This is a genomic window from Thiomicrospira aerophila AL3 (assembly GCF_000227665.2).
GTDB lineage: Bacteria > Pseudomonadota > Gammaproteobacteria > Thiomicrospirales > Thiomicrospiraceae > Thiomicrospira > Thiomicrospira aerophila.
Genome location: NZ_CP007030.1, coordinates 1,273,352 through 1,291,014 on the forward strand (window position 1 = coordinate 1,273,352; position 17,663 = coordinate 1,291,014).

Annotated in this window: 18 protein-coding genes and 1 tRNA gene; 1 reads left to right on the forward strand and 18 read right to left on the reverse strand. The window is 44.5% G+C overall.

Annotation, left to right across the window (positions count from 1 at the left end; all coding sequences use genetic code 11):
* Window positions 1–18: 18 nt before the first annotated feature.
* The 16 genes from nuoI to rlmE all read right to left on the reverse strand — a co-directional run bounded on the left by nuoI (window position 19) and on the right by rlmE (window position 14,536).
* Window positions 19–510: an NADH-quinone oxidoreductase subunit NuoI gene (gene nuoI, locus THIAE_RS06185; protein ID WP_006459418.1), complete on the reverse strand. Its 492-nt coding sequence runs from the start codon at window positions 508–510 to the stop codon at window positions 19–21.
* 12 nt (window positions 511–522) lie between these two features.
* Entirely contained in the window at window positions 523–1,584 is a 1,062-nt protein-coding gene (gene nuoH, locus THIAE_RS06190; RefSeq protein WP_006459419.1) for an NADH-quinone oxidoreductase subunit NuoH, read from the reverse strand.
* 15 nt (window positions 1,585–1,599) lie between these two features.
* On the reverse strand, window positions 1,600–3,714 hold the full coding sequence (gene nuoG / locus THIAE_RS06195) for an NADH-quinone oxidoreductase subunit NuoG (RefSeq protein WP_006459420.1): 2,115 nt from the start codon (window positions 3,712–3,714) through the stop codon (window positions 1,600–1,602).
* 31 nt (window positions 3,715–3,745) lie between these two features.
* Window positions 3,746–5,029: an NADH-quinone oxidoreductase subunit NuoF gene (gene nuoF / locus THIAE_RS06200; RefSeq protein ID WP_006459421.1), complete on the reverse strand. Its 1,284-nt coding sequence runs from the start codon at window positions 5,027–5,029 to the stop codon at window positions 3,746–3,748.
* A 3-nt stretch (window positions 5,030–5,032) separates the two neighbouring features.
* Window positions 5,033–5,536 (reverse strand): NADH-quinone oxidoreductase subunit NuoE family protein, encoded by a 504-nt coding sequence (locus THIAE_RS06205; protein ID WP_006459422.1) that lies wholly within the window; start codon window positions 5,534–5,536, stop codon window positions 5,033–5,035.
* The gene (locus tag THIAE_RS06210) at window positions 5,533–6,786 is read right to left on the reverse strand and encodes an NADH-quinone oxidoreductase subunit D (RefSeq protein ID WP_006459423.1); all 1,254 of its coding nucleotides are present in this window, start codon (window positions 6,784–6,786) and stop codon (window positions 5,533–5,535) included. Before THIAE_RS06210 ends, THIAE_RS06205 begins: the two co-directional genes overlap by 4 nt.
* A 17-nt stretch (window positions 6,787–6,803) precedes the next feature.
* Window positions 6,804–7,457: an NADH-quinone oxidoreductase subunit C gene (locus tag THIAE_RS06215; RefSeq protein ID WP_006459424.1), complete on the reverse strand. Its 654-nt coding sequence runs from the start codon at window positions 7,455–7,457 to the stop codon at window positions 6,804–6,806.
* Between the two features lie 29 nt (window positions 7,458–7,486).
* Window positions 7,487–7,963, reverse strand: a complete 477-nt coding sequence (locus THIAE_RS06220) for a NuoB/complex I 20 kDa subunit family protein (RefSeq protein ID WP_006459425.1) — start codon at window positions 7,961–7,963, stop codon at window positions 7,487–7,489.
* Complete coding sequence (locus THIAE_RS06225; RefSeq protein ID WP_006459426.1) at window positions 7,954–8,310, reverse strand: NADH-quinone oxidoreductase subunit A; 357 nt, start codon at window positions 8,308–8,310, stop codon at window positions 7,954–7,956. The genes THIAE_RS06220 and THIAE_RS06225 overlap by 10 nt, the downstream gene beginning before the upstream one ends.
* 48 nt (window positions 8,311–8,358) lie before the next feature.
* A tRNA-Leu gene (locus THIAE_RS06230) sits at window positions 8,359–8,443 on the reverse strand.
* A gap of 13 nt (window positions 8,444–8,456) precedes the next feature.
* On the reverse strand, window positions 8,457–8,768 hold the full coding sequence (gene secG, locus THIAE_RS06235) for a preprotein translocase subunit SecG (RefSeq protein ID WP_006459427.1): 312 nt from the start codon (window positions 8,766–8,768) through the stop codon (window positions 8,457–8,459).
* On the reverse strand, window positions 8,756–9,526 hold the full coding sequence (tpiA, locus tag THIAE_RS06240) for a triose-phosphate isomerase (RefSeq protein ID WP_025299348.1): 771 nt from the start codon (window positions 9,524–9,526) through the stop codon (window positions 8,756–8,758). Before tpiA ends, secG begins: the two co-directional genes overlap by 13 nt.
* 68 nt (window positions 9,527–9,594) lie before the next feature.
* Entirely contained in the window at window positions 9,595–10,932 is a 1,338-nt protein-coding gene (glmM, locus tag THIAE_RS06245; RefSeq protein WP_006459429.1) for a phosphoglucosamine mutase, read from the reverse strand.
* Window positions 10,929–11,774 carry a dihydropteroate synthase gene (gene folP, locus THIAE_RS06250; RefSeq protein ID WP_006459430.1) on the reverse strand — a complete coding sequence of 282 codons (846 nt, stop codon included), beginning with the start codon at window positions 11,772–11,774 and terminating at the stop codon, window positions 10,929–10,931. Before folP ends, glmM begins: the two co-directional genes overlap by 4 nt.
* Window positions 11,775–11,846: 72 nt before the next feature.
* Entirely contained in the window at window positions 11,847–13,808 is a 1,962-nt protein-coding gene (ftsH, locus tag THIAE_RS06255; protein ID WP_006459431.1) for an ATP-dependent zinc metalloprotease FtsH, read from the reverse strand.
* A gap of 110 nt (window positions 13,809–13,918) precedes the next feature.
* Complete coding sequence (rlmE, locus tag THIAE_RS06260; protein ID WP_006459432.1) at window positions 13,919–14,536, reverse strand: 23S rRNA (uridine(2552)-2'-O)-methyltransferase RlmE; 618 nt, start codon at window positions 14,534–14,536, stop codon at window positions 13,919–13,921.
* Between the two features lie 87 nt (window positions 14,537–14,623).
* Between rlmE and yhbY the strand changes: the two genes are divergently transcribed.
* A complete protein-coding gene (yhbY, locus tag THIAE_RS06265) occupies window positions 14,624–14,923 on the forward strand; it encodes a ribosome assembly RNA-binding protein YhbY (protein ID WP_006459433.1) in 300 nt (99 codons plus the stop codon).
* 12 nt (window positions 14,924–14,935) lie between these two features.
* Here yhbY and THIAE_RS06270 read toward each other — a convergent pair whose 3' ends face one another.
* Entirely contained in the window at window positions 14,936–16,120 is a 1,185-nt protein-coding gene (locus tag THIAE_RS06270) for an O-succinylhomoserine sulfhydrylase (protein ID WP_006459434.1), read from the reverse strand.
* Window positions 16,121–17,644 (reverse strand): amidophosphoribosyltransferase, encoded by a 1,524-nt coding sequence (gene purF / locus THIAE_RS06275; protein WP_006459435.1) that lies wholly within the window; start codon window positions 17,642–17,644, stop codon window positions 16,121–16,123.
* Between the last annotated feature and the right edge of the window lie 19 nt (window positions 17,645–17,663).

The window sequence follows — 17,663 nt, forward strand, 5'->3', positions numbered from 1 at the left end:
ATTCCTCACCAGGCCTGCTTAACGGTACTTCGCATCAGCTTGGCGATCTGCTGCAATCTGTGCTTCGTATTTATCACCAAAAGCGAGTAGCTTGTCTTTGGTCATCACATTTTCGCCGCGCTCTTGAAAATCGTATTCAAAAACACGTGTTTCAACAATTGCATCCACTGGACAGGCTTCTTCACAAAACCCACAGTAGATACATTTGAACATATCAATATCATAACGTGTCGTTCTACGTGTACCATCGTCCCGCTGTTCAGCTTCAATGGTAATCGCGTTCGCAGGGCAAACCGCCTCACACAACTTACAAGCAATGCAGCGCTCTTCACCATTCGCATAACGGCGCAAAGCATGGTGACCACGGAAACGCGGTGACAGTGGGGTTTTTTCTTCTGGGTAGCGAACCGTTATCTTCTTTTTAAAGAAATACTTACCAGTCAAGGCTAAGCCTTTAAATAGTTCCGTTAACCCGAAGGTTTTAACTTGATGTTTTAGGAATGCAATCATGGTAACCCCCAATTAATTGAACCATGGACCGATGCTGAAATAGTGCATGATAGCCACTACAAATACCCAGACAATCGTTAATGGAATAAGGACCTTCCAACCCAAACGCATCAGTTGATCATAACGATAACGTGGGAAGGTTGCGCGGAACCACAAGAAACAGAATAACAAGAAGGCAACTTTAAGGAACAACCATACAAAACCTGGAATCCAAGCAGTAAGCGGGTCTAACAACCAAATACCTTCGAAAGGTGAATACCACCCCCCTAAAAACATAATAGCAGTCATAAACGAGATCAACACCATCATGGCGTACTCAGCCAACATGAATACGCCAAAGCCCATGGAAGAATATTCAACATGGAAGCCCGCCACAATTTCAGCTTCACCTTCTACGACATCGAATGGCGTGCGGTTAGTTTCGGCTAGACCAGAAATAAAATACACCGCCAACATTGGCAACAATGGAATCCAATACCAGTTCCAAAAACCACCCTGCTGGCCATGCACGATTTCGGTTAGATTCATGGTGCCAGCTACCATGAGAACCGTAACAAGTGCGAAGCCCATGGCAATTTCATAAGATACCTTTTGTGCTGAAGCACGCAAAGCACCCAAAAAGGCATACTTAGAGTTAGAGGCCCACCCTGCAATAATGACACCATAAACGACAATCGAGCTTACAGCTAGTACATACATGACACCAACGTTGATATCCGAAACTACGACACCTTCATCAAACGGAATAACGGCCCAAGCGGCTACAACCGGTGCTAAAGCTAATACCGGTGCTATTATAAATAGATACAGGTTAGATTGATGCGGACGGATAAACTCTTTCATGATGAGCTTCAACGCGTCAGCAAAGGGTTGCAAAATACCATAGGGGCCTACACGATTGGGTCCCATTCGGACTTGCATAAACCCAATAACCTTACGTTCAGCAAGGGTAAGAAATGCAACTGCAATCATAATGGGCACAATGACCACCATCACTTGAATAACAAGTGTAATTAAGATGGCCAGCCAATCATACAAAAAAAGACTTAGCCAATTTTGAAGCGCATTAAACATGTAGGTGTCCTTTAATTAGATTGTACGAACCGCTGCTTGCGCATCCGGTGTTGCTTGCAACGCCGGAGCACGACGCACCAAGCTATCAATCGCATAACAACCCATATAGGCTTGGGTTAAGTTCATAGTATTTTCAGGTTTAACCAGTGTCAGTTGGTTATAGTCCACAATAGCGAGTGGACGAAGTTGACTGGTTAACTCATCTAATACTTCTTGGCTTGAAACGTAATCAAAACCATCAACATGACATAGATTTCCTAACACGCGAAGTATTTTCCAGAGCGGTTTTGCTTCACCTGACGCATTGGCAACAATTTTGAAACTCTGTAAATCACCCTGTAGGTTAATATAGCTGCCACAGTTTTCAGCAAAAATAGCCATAGGCAATTGCAGAGAAGCATGCTCGTTCGCCACTTGACTGCTAAAGGCATTAATATGAATCCAATCTTCAGCGTTTTTTAGTAAAGCCAAAGCTGCGTTAGCATCAATGGCATCTGCTTCAGGCTCAACACCTAAAGTAATAACCAACTTTTTGTTCGCTAAACGCTGCGCTAAACTATAAGCCTGTGCCATTTGCAAATCACCGAGGATTTGATGCGCACCTTGTGTATTAGCAAACATGGCTAAATCAGCTACTTTCGTTTCGGTTAATTGCGCTAGCAAACTAGCGAGCTTTAACAAAATAGCATAATCTTTATCAGACTGAGCCATCTGACCTAGGATCACTAACCCATCTTTAGCCGCGATTAATTGTTCAACTGTTTGTTTGGCATCAGCGGTAACAGCGACATCAGCTATTTCACTTGGTACAGCTTGACCTTTAAGCTCACAAGCGACTTTAACCAGGCCTGCTAACCCATTGAAAAGTGATTGGTTAACCATATCTGGCTTAACCAAGATATTTTGATCGAGTGCATCAGTAGCCAAACTGCTGATCTTTGCCCCCGCCAACTGTGCTTTTCTTAAACGATTGTTTAATAAGGGTAACTCTTTACGAAGGTAACACCCCACTAATAACGCCGCATCAAGCTGTTCGATACTGGCAAAAGTTCTACCCAACCCCTGATTAAGCCCAGCTTTATCAGCACGAAAATCTTGCTGATTTAAACGATACTCAATCTGAGTCATACCCAAGTGAGTAAATAATTTTCGCGTTAAATAAAGCTCTTCTAGCGTTGCATTGGGCGAAACCATGACCACAACTTCAGCCGACTGGTTTTTATACTTAGATAAGATTTGTTCAGCCTTTTCAAGTGCGCCTTCCCATTCTAGTGCCTGCCATTCACCCTGCTCTTTAACCATAGGCTGAGGTAAACGGTCTTGATGAGCCAAAGCTTCATAAGAAAAACGATCACGATCCGAAATCCAGGTTTCATTAACCGCTTCATTTTCTTTAGGTACCACACGCATCACTTCACCATTGCGCGTATGAACATAAATATTTGAGCCGATGGAGTCATGAGGAGCAATAGACGCAGAGGATTTCATTTCCCAGGAACGTGCTTTATAGCGGTAAGGTTTAGAGGTTAGAGCACCAACAGGGCAAAGATCGATCATGTTGCCAGAGAGTTCAGATGAAATGGACTTTTCAATATAGGTACCAATCTCCATCCACTCGGAACGACCCGTCGCACCCAACTCTTTAAGGCCTGCAATTTCCTGTCCAAAGCGTACACAACGGGTACAGTGAATGCACCGTGTCATATCAGTTTGAATTAATGAACCAACGTTACGATCCCCTACAATACGCTTTCCTTCAGAATAACGTGATACATCATCGCCATAATCCATTGCCACGTCTTGCAACTCACACTCACCACCCTGATCACAAATAGGGCAGTCTAGTGGATGATTGATCAACAAAAACTCCATCACCGCTTTTTGAGCCGCAACGGCTTTAGGTGATTTGGTATTGACCTTCATACCATCGGTAACCGGTGTAGCACAAGCTGGCACTGCTTTAGGTGCGCCTTCAACTTCAACCAAGCACATCCGACAGTTTGCTGCGATAGACAGTTTTTTATGATAACAAAAACGGGGAATCGAAATTTTCGCGCCATCTGCCACATCGATGAGCATATCACCTTCGCGCGCATTGACAATTTGACCGTTGATTTCAATTTTAATCATAGTTTTAACCTATTTATGAGTCTGACCCTAATTACGCGCGGTCGTAAATACTGCAGCCGTGATCTATATAATGACGGAATTCATGTTCATAATGCTTCAAAAAGCTCGCCACAGGAATGGCTGCTGCATCACCCAAACCACAAATAACCCGCCCCATAATCTTGCCAGATACATCTTTTAGTGTCTCAATATCTTCTGGACGACCTTTGCCCTGAACAATACGATGAACCATGCGATACATCCAACCTGTACCCTCACGACAGGGTGTACATTGACCACAAGATTCATCATAGTAGAACCAGGTTAAACGCTCGAGTGCTTTAACCATATCAGTTTGATCATCCATAATAATGACCGAACCGGCACCGAGAAACGAGCCGGCCTTGGCTATAGAGTCATAATCCATTGTCATCGCTAAAGCATTTTCAGCTGGTAACACCGCCGTAGATGAACCCCCTGGAATAACCGCTTTCAGTTGGCGACCTTTCCACATCCCACCAGCTTCAGCTAATAAGTCTTTAAACGGCGTACCCATCGGAATTTCATAGTTACCCGGTTTGTTAATATGACCAGACATTGAAAACAATTTAGTACCACCCGCATTGGCCACACCAATGTCACGGAACCATTCGCCGCCTTTCGCCAAAATCATTGGAATGGATGCAAGGGTTTCAGTATTGTTTATTGTGGTGGGCTTGCCATACAAACCATAACTTGCTGGGAAGGGAGGCTTAAAACGAGGCTGACCTTTTTTACCTTCGATAGATTCAATTAAGGCTGTTTCTTCACCGCAAATATAGGCACCTGCACCTAAATGTGCATGAAGATCAAAACTGTGACCTGAACCTAGAATATTTTCGCCAAGCAGGCCTGCTTCACGTGCTTGCTCTACTGCACCAGTAAAACGTTTATAAGGCTCCCAGAATTCGCCACGGATATAGTTATAACCTGCATGCGCACCAATAACATAGCCAGCAATCATCATACCTTCGATTAACTGATGCGGGTTATAGCGCATAATGTCACGGTCTTTAAAGGTACCCGGCTCACTTTCGTCGGAGTTACACAACAAATACTTAGGACCAGGTGCGTGACGGTTCATGAAACTCCATTTTAATCCGGTAGGAAAACCCGCACCACCGCGGCCGCGCAAATTAGACGTCTTCACTTCATCAATAATTTCTTGAGGCGTTAGCTCGCCAGCAAGCACACGCTTCCAAACTTCATAGCCGCCTTGAGAGATGTATACATCAATATCCCAAGAACGCTCTAAATGATTATTTCTGTAACAACATTGGTTTAGCTCGATACTCATCACTTACTCCAAATTGTCCAGGATTTCGTCAACACGCGATTCAGTTAAATCCTCGTAAAATACTTTGCCGATTTGCATCATTGGCGCGCCACCACAAGCGCCTAAGCATTCTACTTTTTTTATCGAGAATTTACCGTCTGGCGTAACCTCACCAACCTTCACATTTAATTTCTTCTCTAAATAACCGAGTAACTCATCCGAGCCACGAAGCATACAAGAGATGTTAGTACACAAACAAATTTTGTGACGCCCTACTGGCTTATGCTCAAAGTTCGAATAAAATGTAGCGACTTCATAAACTGAGATAGGTGTCATCTCAAGATAGTCAGCTACTTGATCCATTAAATCCTTAGTAAGATGTCCACCCTGCGTTTCTTGCACAATGCGCAAAGCTGCAATCACTGCGGACTGTTTCTGATCATTTGGATAACGGGCTAGCCAACGGTCAATACGCGTCTTAACTTCACCTTGAATCACATTATCTGCTACTGCTTGAGTTTGGCTCATCGATCAATCTCTCCAAATACAATGTCTTGGGTACCAATGATAGTTACAACATCGGCAATCATGTGGCCTTTCGCCATCTCATCGAGTGCCGCAAGATGCGGGAAGCCCGGTGCACGAATTTTTAAGCGATAGGGTTTATTTGCACCATCAGATACCAAATAAACGCCAAACTCACCCTTAGGATGCTCTACAGCACTATAAACTTCGCCAGGAGGGGTAATAAAACCTTCCGTGAACAGCTTAAAGTGATGAATTAAGGCTTCCATATTGGATTTAGCGTCAACGCGTGAGGGAGGTGTAACTTTATGATTGTCGGCAATAACTGGACCTGGATTAGCTTTAAGCCATTGCACACATTGTTTGATAATTTTGTTTGATTCGCGCATTTCAGCAACGCGCACCAGGTAACGGTCATAGCTATCACCCGTTTTACCCACTGGAATATCAAAATCTAATCGGTCATATACTTCGTAGGGTTGTTTTTTACGCAAATCCCAAGCAATGCCCGAGCCTCTTAACATCGGACCAGAAAAACCTAGCTGCAAAGCTCGCTCTGGTGAAACAATACCAATATCTACTGTACGCTGCTTCCAAATACGGTTATCTGTTAATAATGTCTCGTACTCATCAACATAGCCCGGAAAACGTTCAGTAAAGGCTTCAATAAAATCCAGTAAACTACCTTCGCGCGTTTCATTAAGCTTAGCTAAATCCTTGCCTTTGTGCCAAGGTGATTCAGAATATTTGGCCATCGTCTCTGGTAAATCGCGATATACACCACCTGGGCGATAATAAGTCGCATGCATACGGGCGCCAGAAACGGCTTCATAGCAATCCATCAAATCTTCGCGCTCACGGAAGGCATATAAAAAGACAGTCATTGCACCGATATCGAGGGCGTGAGCACCTAACCACATCAAATGATTCAGAATGCGGGTAATCTCATCAAACATAACACGAATATACTGTGCGCGCTCCGGCACCTCCACGCCCAACAACTTCTCAATTGCAAGGACATAACCATGTTCATTCGCCATCATAGAGACATAATCTAGGCGATCCATGTATCCGATAGATTGATTATAAGGTTTATATTCAGCAAGCTTTTCGGTACCGCGATGCAATAAACCAATATGAGGATCAGAACGTACAATTGTTTCACCATCCAGCTCAAGAACCAAACGAAGTACACCATGAGCTGAAGGATGCTGGGGGCCAAAATTCAGGGTATAGTTTTTAATTTCAGGCATGATAGAGTCCCTTACCGTTAATGGCGAATAACACGAGGTACGTTAACGCGATTTTCTATTGAAACCGGCTCATAAACAACACGGCCCTTCTCACTGTCATAACGCATTTCAACATGCCCAACCAACGGGAAGTCCTTGCGCAGTGGGTGTCCTACAAAGCCATAATCGGTCAAAATACGACGCAAATCTGGGTGACCTACAAAAATAATGCCAAATAAATCAAATGCTTCACGCTCAAACCAATTGGCAACATTCCATATATCACTTACCGAATCAAACATAGGTTGAGCGGAATTAGGCGAGTAGGATTTGACACGTAAACGCAGGTTTTGGTTGATAGATAGCAAATGATATACAACACAGAAACGATTAGGTGCGTCTAAACCATCAGGTTCGTGAATCGGCTCGAAGTCAAACACACCACGACTGAATCCTGTATTGACAGCTTGATCTGACTCCCAATTTGTTTGTCCAAAGGACAAATAGTCAACACCACACAAGTCCATCAACATTTCAAACCCAAGCTCATCACGTAAACGCAGCATCGTTTCGTGAAGATTTTCTGGAGCTACAGTAAGTGTTAACTCGTCAAACTCATGGTTAAGTTGCTCGTATTGACCCGACAAAGTTTGTTCAATACGTGTTTGCAAATCGTGAACAGATTGTTTCATAAGCTTACCTAAGATGAGTACTTGAATTGCTAGCGAGCAATCGTATTAGTCTTACGGATTTTCTTTTGCAATTGCAAAATACCGTACAACAAAGCTTCTGCAGTGGGTGGACAGCCTGGTACGTAAACATCAACCGGCACAATGCGATCACAACCTCTTACAACAGAATAAGAATAATGATAGTAGCCACCACCATTGGCACAAGAACCCATTGAGATAACCCAGCGCGGCTCGGCCATTTGGTCATATACTTTTCTTAGAGCAGGTGCCATTTTATTGACAAGTGTACCAGCCACAATCATAACGTCAGATTGACGTGGACTGGGTCGGAAAATAATGCCGAAACGATCAAGGTCATAACGTGAAGCACCAGCATGCATCATTTCAACCGCACAACAGGCAAGACCAAAGGTCATCGGCCAGAGCGATCCTGTTCTAGCCCAGTTAATAAGTTTGTCTGCTGATGTTGTTACAACACCTTCTTTTAATACGCCTTCTATTCCCATTCTAAGGCTCCCTTTCTCCATTCATAAATAAAGCCCACTACCAATAGGGTTAAAAACACACCCATAGAGAGCAAGCCAAATAAGCCGATGTCATCAAGCACAACGGCCCAAGGGAACAAGAAAGCGATTTCAAGGTCGAATATTATAAATAGAATGGCAACTAGATAAAAACGCACATCAAACTTCATGCGCGAATCTTCAAAGGCTTCAAACCCACACTCATAGGGCGAGTTCTTTTCTGCATCTGGCTTATTCGGCGCTAACACAAAACTCATCACTAGTGGGCCAATCCCAAAAAGAATCCCTATTACGGCAAACACCAAAATAGGCAAATAATTTTCTAGCATAGGTTTTTCACCTCTTCTAGTTTACATGAAAGGCGTAAGCCTGAAAAATGGTGCCGATGGCCGGACTCGAACCGGCACAGCTTGCGCCACTACCCCCTCAAGATAGCGTGTCTACCAATTTCACCACATCGGCGTGTATTTAAGATTTAGTCTGGAACCACTGGGCCACGGTTTGCAGGCCGGTCAGCAGGAACAGATTGTTCGGTTACCACACTTTGATAACCTTTCGCTTGTTTACTTGCAATGTAAGCAAGTGACAAACTGGTAATAAAAAACAATGTAGCTAGTAGTGCTGTCATTCTGGATAAGAATGTAGCACTACCACGACTACCAAACACAGACTGAGATGAACCACCAAAGTTCGCACCGGCGTCTGCGCCTTTTCCGTGCTGTAACAACACTAAAACGATCAATCCAAATGCAAGGACAATGTGGACTGCAAGAACTATTTCAAACATGATTGCGCTGCCGCCTTACATATTGCTAAAAAATCTATTGGATCAAGAGATGCGCCACCAATTAAGCCACCATCAATATCAGGCTGAGCAAACAATGTTGCTGCATTATCTGGCTTAACGCTCCCACCATATTGAATAATGACGCTCTCTGCTATTTTTTGATCGTGCTGAGCTAACAGGTTACGAATAAACGCATGAACGGCTTGAGCTTGATCAGGTGTTGCTGTTTTACCTGTGCCAATAGCCCATACAGGCTCATAGGCAATTACAATATTTGCGAAAGCGGCTGCACCGACCTTTTTAATAACGGCATTTAACTGTATTGCAACGACCTGCTCAGTTTGATCAGCCTCGCGTTCATCTAACGTTTCACCCACACAAAGAATGGGGGTTATGTTTGATGCTAGTAACGCAGCTACTTTATCAGCAACTTGTGCATCCGTCTCACCGTAAATTGCTCTACGTTCTGAATGACCTACGATGGCATAAGGAATCGAAAAGTCAGCTAGCATATCGACTGAAACCTCACCCGTAAAAGCACCATAGCCAGCTTGCTCACATACGTTTTGAACGCCAACTGCTATCAAGCTGCCAGCGAGTTTCGATTGTACATCACTTATATACAAACTTGGCGGACAAACTGCTATCTTCACATTGTTTAATGCACTAGCTTGTTGTGTAAATTGCCCCAAGTGGTCTTGAATCATAGCTTTGGAGCCATGCATTTTCCAATTTCCTGCAACAAATGGGATTCTCACGCATCCATCTCCAATTTAAAGGTCGCATAATATTACTGGCTTTATTGTTAAATTACAATCTTGACAACTTATGAAAAACCCTTTTCAACCCATTTAGCGAGCAATTTAGCCTGTTCATCAACTAATTTAGCATCTTTCCCTTCTACCATAACTCGCACTAACGGCTCAGTTCCCGATGCTCGGATAAGTAAACGCGCTTCTGCCTGATGATTTTTTTCAAAGTCTGCAATAGCTTGAAGCAATGGCGGATAGGTCTCAGGATCATAATGACTGGCTACTTTTACATTAATCATCCGCATTGGAAACTTGGTAAGGCCCTGTAAAATTGTTTGCCAACCACCTTGTTCACGATACACACTAAGAAACTGTAGCGCAGCGATAATACCATCACCGGTCGATGCTTTGTCTAGGCATAGAATGTGCCCCGAACCCTCTGCCCCAACCAGAAGTGATTGATCTTTTAATTTAGCCATTACATAACGATCACCCACGGCCGCACGATACAATTTTTTACCTATTGCCGCTAAGGCCTGTTCAATACCTAAGTTCGTCATCAATGTGCCCACTACGGCACGCTCATCAGGATATTTGTAACGCGCTAGAATATAAAGGATATCATCGCCATCGACTATGCGACCCTTATCGGTCACCAGCATTAAACGGTCACCATCACCATCAAGGGCAATACCTATATCTGCGTGCAAAGCTTGCACCTTGGCTATTAACGCATCAAGGTGCGTTGCCCCACAACCTTGGTTAATGTTTAAACCATTGGGCTCCACACCCATACGCGTAACCTTAGCACCCAACTCTTCAAAAACAGCGGGGGCGATGTGATAGGTTGCACCATGCGCACAATCTACGACAAGGTGCAGCCCCTCCAGTGAGGCTTGACCATCAAAGGTGCTTTTACAAAACTCAATATAACGACCTGGTGCATCATTAACCCGCTGTGCCTTACCCAGCGCAGCCAGGTGATCAGCTTGTTGTGGATGGGTCATTGATTGATCAAAGGCCGCCTCAATGGCCAACTCCAATTCATCCGACACCTTAAGACCCTGTGCATCGAAAAACTTGATACCGTTATCATAGTGTGGATTATGTGAAGCACTGATTACAATCCCTAAATCAGCTCGAAAAGTGCGCGTCAAATACGCAATAGCCGGCGTTGGCATCGGACCAAGTAGTAACACATCAATGCCTGCATAGATTAATCCCGCCTCAAGGGCTGATTCAAACATATAACCTGATATACGCGTGTCTTTACCAATCAACACCTTTGTAGCGCCGCGCTGCTTTAAAACTTGGCCTGTCGCCCAACCCAATCTTAATACTTGATCAGGCGTCATCAAACCCTGCCCCACGCGACTTCTTATACCATCCGTACCAAAATATCGTTTTTTCATAACTTACCTTTTTGCTCTAACCATGGCGTTAAGCTAGCAACTAGTTGCCAGGCCTGCCTAGTTTCTACAACATCATGAACCCTTATAATCTGCGCACCTTGCGACAAGGCAATCACCGCAGCAACCACGCTAGGTAACATGCGCTCATTAACTGGCAAATCATTCAACAACGCACCTAGCATGGATTTACGGGACACCCCCACCAGCAATGGGTGTCCCAATGAATGGAAGCTTTTAATCTGCCTAAACAGTTGCGTATTATGATCAAGTGTTTTACCAAAACCAAACCCTGGATCTAAGCAGATACGCTCTGGCAAAATACCTTCTTGACGACATGCCTGAACACGCTCTGTTAAAAAACGCATCACCTCGCTGACAACATCATTGTAAGAAGGCGATTGCTGCATGGTAGCAATGTCACCTTGTTTATGCATAAGACAGATGGCCGCCTCAGGGTACTCACTTAACACGGCTATCGCACCCTCTGCTTGCAAGGCATTCACATCATTAATCATATCAACACCTTGTGACAAGGCCTGACGCATCACTTCGGGCTTATAGGTATCAACAGAAATATAGCAATCGGTGTAACGTTGCGCGAGCTCTATGGCCGGCATAACACGAGATAATTCTTCATCCAAGCCTACCGAGTGGGCACCAGGCCTGGTCGATTCACCCCCTATATCTAGAATATCGACCTGCTGCTGTGCACATAATTCCAACTGTCGCTTCAGCTGCTCCTGCTGTAGCAACTTGCCACCATCACTAAACGAATCAGGCGTTAGATTTAAAATGGCCATTAACATCGGGGGAGATGAGTTGAGTGCTTTAATCAATGACATATCACTTCTCTTAAACGAAAAAACCCTCCATGAGGAGGGCTATTTTATCCTATCTAGCTTAATAAGATTGAGTTAAGAGTGCTTAGGATGACCCTCTGCACTTGGATCCTGATCAGCTGAAGTATCAAACGTATCATCTAACTTCGCTTCAACCGAGTCATCACCCTCTTTCGAATCATTAGAGGGAGTAGCTAAATCTGACTCAGTCCAATCAGCAGGTTTACCGGGATCACGCCCTTCCATAATATTTTTAATTTGCTGAGCATCAATCGTTTCATATTGCATTAATGCTTCAGCCATGATGTCAAGCTTATCTCTGTGCTCAGTAAGAATGCGCTCTGAGCGCTTATAATTTTCATCGATAACACGACGAACTTCAGCATCAATTAACTTAGCTGTTTCATCTGACACAGAGGTAGTGCGACTAGAACTACCCAAGAAGCCATGCTGCTCTTCTTCTTCATAAAGCAACGGACCCAACTTATCAGACAAACCCCACTTCATCACCATGCTGCGTGCTAACTTGGTCGCCCGCTCAATATCATTAGACGCACCGGTCGTGACCGCATCACTACCAAAAATAATTTCCTCAGCAATACGACCACCGTAAAGGCTCGAAAGCTGACTTTCCAATTTACGCTTTGAATAACTCCAGGAATCTTCTTCAGGCAGATACATTGTGACACCTAAAGCACGCCCCCTTGGAATAATAGACACTTTGTAAACCGGATCATGCTCGGGAACGAGATAACCAATAATGGCGTGACCCGCTTCATGGTAAGCGGTCAAACGTTTCTCAGCCTCACTCATCACCATTGAACGACGCTCAACACCCATCAGAATTTTATCTTTTGCTTTCTCAAAGTGTCCTTGCGTCACCATTCGATCGCCTAAACGTGCAGCAAATAGCGCAGCTTCGTTAACGAGGTTAGCTAAGTCTGCGCCTGAAAAGCCTGGTGTACCACGTGCAATCAAAGCTGGCTTAACATCTTCTGCCACAGGCACTTTGCGCATGTGAACCTTAAGAATCTGCTCACGACCACGCACATCTGGTAACCCTACGGTCACTTGACGGTCAAAACGACCTGGACGTAGCAATGCAGGATCCAGTACGTCAGGACGGTTAGTTGCAGCAATAACAATAATACCTTCGTGCCCCTCAAAGCCGTCCATTTCTACCAGCATCTGGTTTAGGGTTTGCTCACGTTCATCATTACCGCCACCCATACCAACGCCACGGCTGCGCCCTACCGCGTCAATCTCATCGATAAAGATGATACATGGTGCGTGCGCCTTCGCTTGTTCAAACATGTCGCGTACGCGCGAGGCACCGACACCGACAAACATTTCTACGAAATCTGAACCAGAAATAGTGAAGAAAGGCACTTTGGCTTCGCCGGCAATCGCTTTGGCTAGCAATGTTTTACCTGTACCGGGCGGCCCCACCATCAACACACCACGGGGTATTTGACCACCTAAATTCTGATATTTTGTGGGGTCACGTAAGAAGTCAACTAATTCAGCCACTTCTTCTTTAGCCTCATCAGCACCCGCTACATCATTGAAATTAACCTTGACCTGGTCTTCTGACAGCATTCGAGCCTTACTCTTACCGAACGACATCGGACCACCTTTACCACCCAAGCCACCGCCCATTGAGCGCATGAAGAAAATCCACAACGCAATAAGCAGCAACATCGGGAACCATGAAATAAAAATCTGTAATAACAAACTTTGTTTTTCAGGTGGTTGCGAGCTCACTGTGACACGATTCTGTAGCAAATCCCCCATTAAACCAGGGTCACCGGGATTATAAGTAGTGAAAGCTTCACCATTGTTGTAGACACCACGGATCGTTGGGCCCTCAATGTTAACGCGGCTAATCTGTCCTTCGCGAACCTGATCAATAAATTGAGAATAATCAAGACGTGTGTTGGTATTTTGCGTGTTACCACCAAAATGGTTGAACACCGACATTAATACCAACGCAACCGCTGCCCAAATCAGAATGTTTTTTAACATATCGTTTTTCATTTACAACTTCCTTAAGTGCCAAACATTAGGCTATCAGAAACTTCTATAGGCTCAATAATAGCATGAGCCACGACACCCCGCAAAAACTAAAGGATGTAAACTTAGCGCAATTAGCGTTTTTTAAGCCCTAACAAATAGATTTCACTACTACGAGCACGTGATGCTTGTGGCTTACGCGTGATAACTTTTGCATAGTCTTGGCGCATTTGTGCCAGTAATTGTTCATAACCCTCACCTTGAAATACTTTCATAAGGACATTACCGCCGGGTTTCAATACGCGTTCCGCTAAATCTAACGTAAGCTCGACCAAATACATGGCTCGTGGGATATCAATGGCCTTATTACCACTAAAATTAGGCGCCATATCTGACATCACCAAATCAACAGGTCGCTCATTAATCGAAGCCAGCAATTGTTCAAAGATCGTTTCATCGGTAAAGTCGCCTTGTAAAAATGAGACGCCTGCATAGGGTTCAACCGGCAAAATATCTAAGGCTAACACTTTACCAGCGGGACTTACGTTCTGAGCCGCATATTGTGACCATCCGCCTGGTGCCGCGCCCAAATCCAAGACCAACATACCAGGCTTGAGCAGCTGATCTTTTTCATTTATTTCTTTCAGCTTGTAAATAGCACGAGAACGCCAGCCCTCTTTTTGTGCTTGCAACACATAAGGGTCATCAAAGTGCTCTTGTAACCAACGTGAACTTGATTTTGATCTAGCCATGAAATTCCTATTTACAATATCGATTTAGGTTAAGATTTTTAGGGTAATTTGCTATAAGATAGCGACAATTTTTATGAAAGGTAAACTATGACAACACTAACTAAAACACAACTTAAATATTTAAAAGGGCTTGGACATCATCTCAACCCCGTTATTTTAGTTGGCGCGCAAGGCATCACTGACAACCTGCTCAAAGAACTTAATAATGCATTAAGTCACCATGAGCTCATTAAAATCAAAATCGCGCATGATGACCGAGATGCTAGGCGTGCGATGAATGATGAAATATTAACCGCTAGCAAGGCCCAATTAGTGGGTGCGATTGGTAAAACATTTATCTTGTACCGCACCAACCCTAAAGAGCCAAAAATCTCGCTGCCTCGTTAGGCTATCGCAGAGTTATTTTGCTAGCAGTGCGTCCAGACCGCGCGATAGATCGGCCTTGATATCCTCAAGGTCTTCTAGTCCCACCGAAATACGCACCAAGTTATCAGTAATACCCGTTGCTATCCGCTGAGCGGGCTCAACACGACAATGGGTTGTAGTCGCTGGATGAGTAATGCTCGTTTTAACGTCACCTAAATTAGCGGTTATAGATAAAAATTGTGTTGCATCTATCACTGACCAAGCCGCCGCTTGATCACCCTTAACCCTAAAACTTAGCAGCCCACCGCCACCAGATTGTTGACGCATTGCTAGCTCATGCTGCGGATGAGAAGTCAAGCCAGGATAGAAAACCTGCTCTACTGCGGGGTGTTCACTTAACCATTCCGCCAAAGACTGCGCCGCTGCGCTATGGGCTTTCATTCTAAGAGAAAGTGTTTCTAAGCCTTTTAAGAATACCCAAGCATTAAAAGGACTCATACTTGGGCCCGCCGTGCGAATGACTCCCCGCACAGCCTCACCCACAGCTTCATGGCTTCCAACCACCGCACCACCCAAACATCGACCTTGACCATCTAAAAACTTAGTAGCCGAATGAATAACAATATCTGCGCCTAATGCAATTGGCCGTTGTAATATGGGGGTGCAAAAACAATTATCAACGACCAGTAAAGCTTGGTGTTGCTTAGCCAGGCCTGCTAAAAAGCCAATATCAGCCACTTCGGTCAACGGATTGGATGGTGTTTCTAAAAATAGCATTTTGGTGTTAGGCTGAATCGCAGCCGACCAGGCCTGCTGATCCGTTTGTGCAACAAACGAGACCTCAATACCAAAATTAGCCAAGTACTTCGTAAACAACACTTTGGTGGTACCAAAAATACTACTGGATGAGAGCAAATGATCGCCCGCTTTCAACAACCCCATACAACAGGCCAAAATAGCTGACATCCCCGATGCTGTCGCGACACAGGCCTCACCCCCTTCTAAAACCGCTAATTTGTTTTCGAAGGTACGCACAGTTGGGTTAGTAAAGCGCGAATACACATTACCGGGTGCTTCACCACTAAATCGCTGCGCTGCTTCTTGAGCACTACGATAAACAAAGCTTGAAGTTGGAAAAATGGCCTCTGAGTTCTCTTGTTCATGGGTTCGCTCATAGCCCATGCGAATCGCCAGTGTATCTAAAGACCAGTTTTCCATTTAACTTCCTTGATTATGTAAGCCTATTGCTTCAGGTGTGGGTGTTTTTTGCTGCGTTTTAGCATCGTCATTACGGCTTTTATCAATTGATGCTAAGTACTCAGGGGTAATATCACCGGTTACATAGACACCGCTAAAGCATGACGTATCAAAGGATGAAATTAATTCACTGCCCGCCCCTACGGCTTCAACAAGATCATCTAAATCCTGGTAGATCAACTTGTCTGCACCAATAAAAGCAGCGACTTCTTCAGTAGTCCGATTATTGGCTACCAATTCAGACGCCGAAGGCATATCAATACCATAGACATAAGGATAACGTACCGCAGGCGCTGCCGAAGCAAAATACACATTTTTAGCGCCAGCATCACGTGCCATTTGAACAATTTCACCCGATGTGGTGCCACGAACAATTGAGTCATCTACCAGCAATACATTCTTGCCTTCAAACTCAAGGTCAATCGCGTTTAGTTTTTGACGCACTGATTTTTTACGTTGGGTCTGACCAGGCATGATGAAGGTACGACCAATGTAGCGGTTTTTAATAAACCCTTCGCGGTAAGGTACATTTAACATTGCAGCCAGTTGTAGAGCTGACGTTCGACTGGTATCAGGGATGGGCATGACAACGTCAATATCATGCCCTTGCCATTCACGCTGAATCTTCTCTGCAAGCTTTTCGCCCATGCGCAAACGGGATTTATAAACTGAAATATCGTCAATCATTGAATCAGGACGCGCAAAATAAACGAATTCAAAAATACACGGCGAATAAACTGGATTGTCATGACATTGTTCAAAGAAGATTTGTCCTTCCGGGGTAACAACCACGGCTTCGCCTGGCGCCACGTCACGATAACGAGTAAAGCCAAGTCCATCAAGCGCAACACTCTCTGAGGCAATCATGTAATCAGTAGAACCGGCTGCATTAACACGCTTACCAACTATTAACGGCCGAAGCGCATAGGGGTCACGGAAAGCAAACAAGCCAACACCTGATACAATACCGATTGCAGCATACCCCCCTCTAACCCGCCTGTGCACACTACGAACGGCGTTAAAAATATCCTTTTGATCGACAAATAGCTTTTTTTGATTCATCAACTCATGGGCAAACACATTCAGCAAAACCTCTGAGTCAGAGTTGGTGTTTAAATGACGCAGATCTTGCTGATAGATCTCTTGACTAAGCTGCTCGGTGTTAGTCAAGTTCCCATTGTGGCCCAATACAATGCCATAAGGTGAGTTCACATAAAAGGGCTGTGCTTCTGAACTAGATGAAGAACCCGCCGTTGGGTATCGAACATGCCCCAAACCAGTGCTACCATGCAGATCACGCATATGGCGCGTACGGAACACATCTTTAACTAAACCGTTTTCTTTACGCTGGTAAAATCGTCCACCTTGGTGGGTTACAATCCCGGCGGCATCTTGACCACGGTGCTGCAAGATTGTTAGCGCATCGTAAATCTCTTGGTTTACGGGCGCACCCATGGCTGACACTATTCCGACTACTCCACACATTTGTCCTGCTCACTTGCTT

Bases quoted from the DNA above. Each gene is read 5' to 3' on its own strand.
- yhbY (WP_006459433.1), top strand. From the start codon at position 14,624: ATGACAACACTAACTAAAACACAACTTAAATATTTAAAAGGGCTTGGA.
- nuoF (WP_006459421.1), bottom strand. From the start codon at position 5,029: ATGAGTATCGAGCTAAACCAATGTTGTTACAGAAATAATCATTTAGAG.
- purF (WP_006459435.1), bottom strand. From the start codon at position 17,644: ATGTGTGGAGTAGTCGGAATAGTGTCAGCCATGGGTGCGCCCGTAAAC.
- THIAE_RS06225 (WP_006459426.1), bottom strand. From the start codon at position 8,310: ATGCTAGAAAATTATTTGCCTATTTTGGTGTTTGCCGTAATAGGGATT.
- glmM (WP_006459429.1), bottom strand. From the start codon at position 10,932: ATGAAAAAACGATATTTTGGTACGGATGGTATAAGAAGTCGCGTGGGG.
- THIAE_RS06215 (WP_006459424.1), bottom strand. From the start codon at position 7,457: ATGAAACAATCTGTTCACGATTTGCAAACACGTATTGAACAAACTTTG.
- rlmE (WP_006459432.1), bottom strand. From the start codon at position 14,536: ATGGCTAGATCAAAATCAAGTTCACGTTGGTTACAAGAGCACTTTGAT.
- nuoH (WP_006459419.1), bottom strand. From the start codon at position 1,584: ATGTTTAATGCGCTTCAAAATTGGCTAAGTCTTTTTTTGTATGATTGG.
- secG (WP_006459427.1), bottom strand. From the start codon at position 8,768: ATGTTTGAAATAGTTCTTGCAGTCCACATTGTCCTTGCATTTGGATTG.
- THIAE_RS06205 (WP_006459422.1), bottom strand. From the start codon at position 5,536: ATGAGCCAAACTCAAGCAGTAGCAGATAATGTGATTCAAGGTGAAGTT.
- nuoG (WP_006459420.1), bottom strand. From the start codon at position 3,714: ATGATTAAAATTGAAATCAACGGTCAAATTGTCAATGCGCGCGAAGGT.
- THIAE_RS06210 (WP_006459423.1), bottom strand. From the start codon at position 6,786: ATGCCTGAAATTAAAAACTATACCCTGAATTTTGGCCCCCAGCATCCT.
- THIAE_RS06220 (WP_006459425.1), bottom strand. From the start codon at position 7,963: ATGGGAATAGAAGGCGTATTAAAAGAAGGTGTTGTAACAACATCAGCA.
- ftsH (WP_006459431.1), bottom strand. From the start codon at position 13,808: ATGAAAAACGATATGTTAAAAAACATTCTGATTTGGGCAGCGGTTGCG.
- THIAE_RS06270 (WP_006459434.1), bottom strand. From the start codon at position 16,120: ATGGAAAACTGGTCTTTAGATACACTGGCGATTCGCATGGGCTATGAG.
- nuoI (WP_006459418.1), bottom strand. From the start codon at position 510: ATGATTGCATTCCTAAAACATCAAGTTAAAACCTTCGGGTTAACGGAA.
- folP (WP_006459430.1), bottom strand. From the start codon at position 11,774: ATGTCATTGATTAAAGCACTCAACTCATCTCCCCCGATGTTAATGGCC.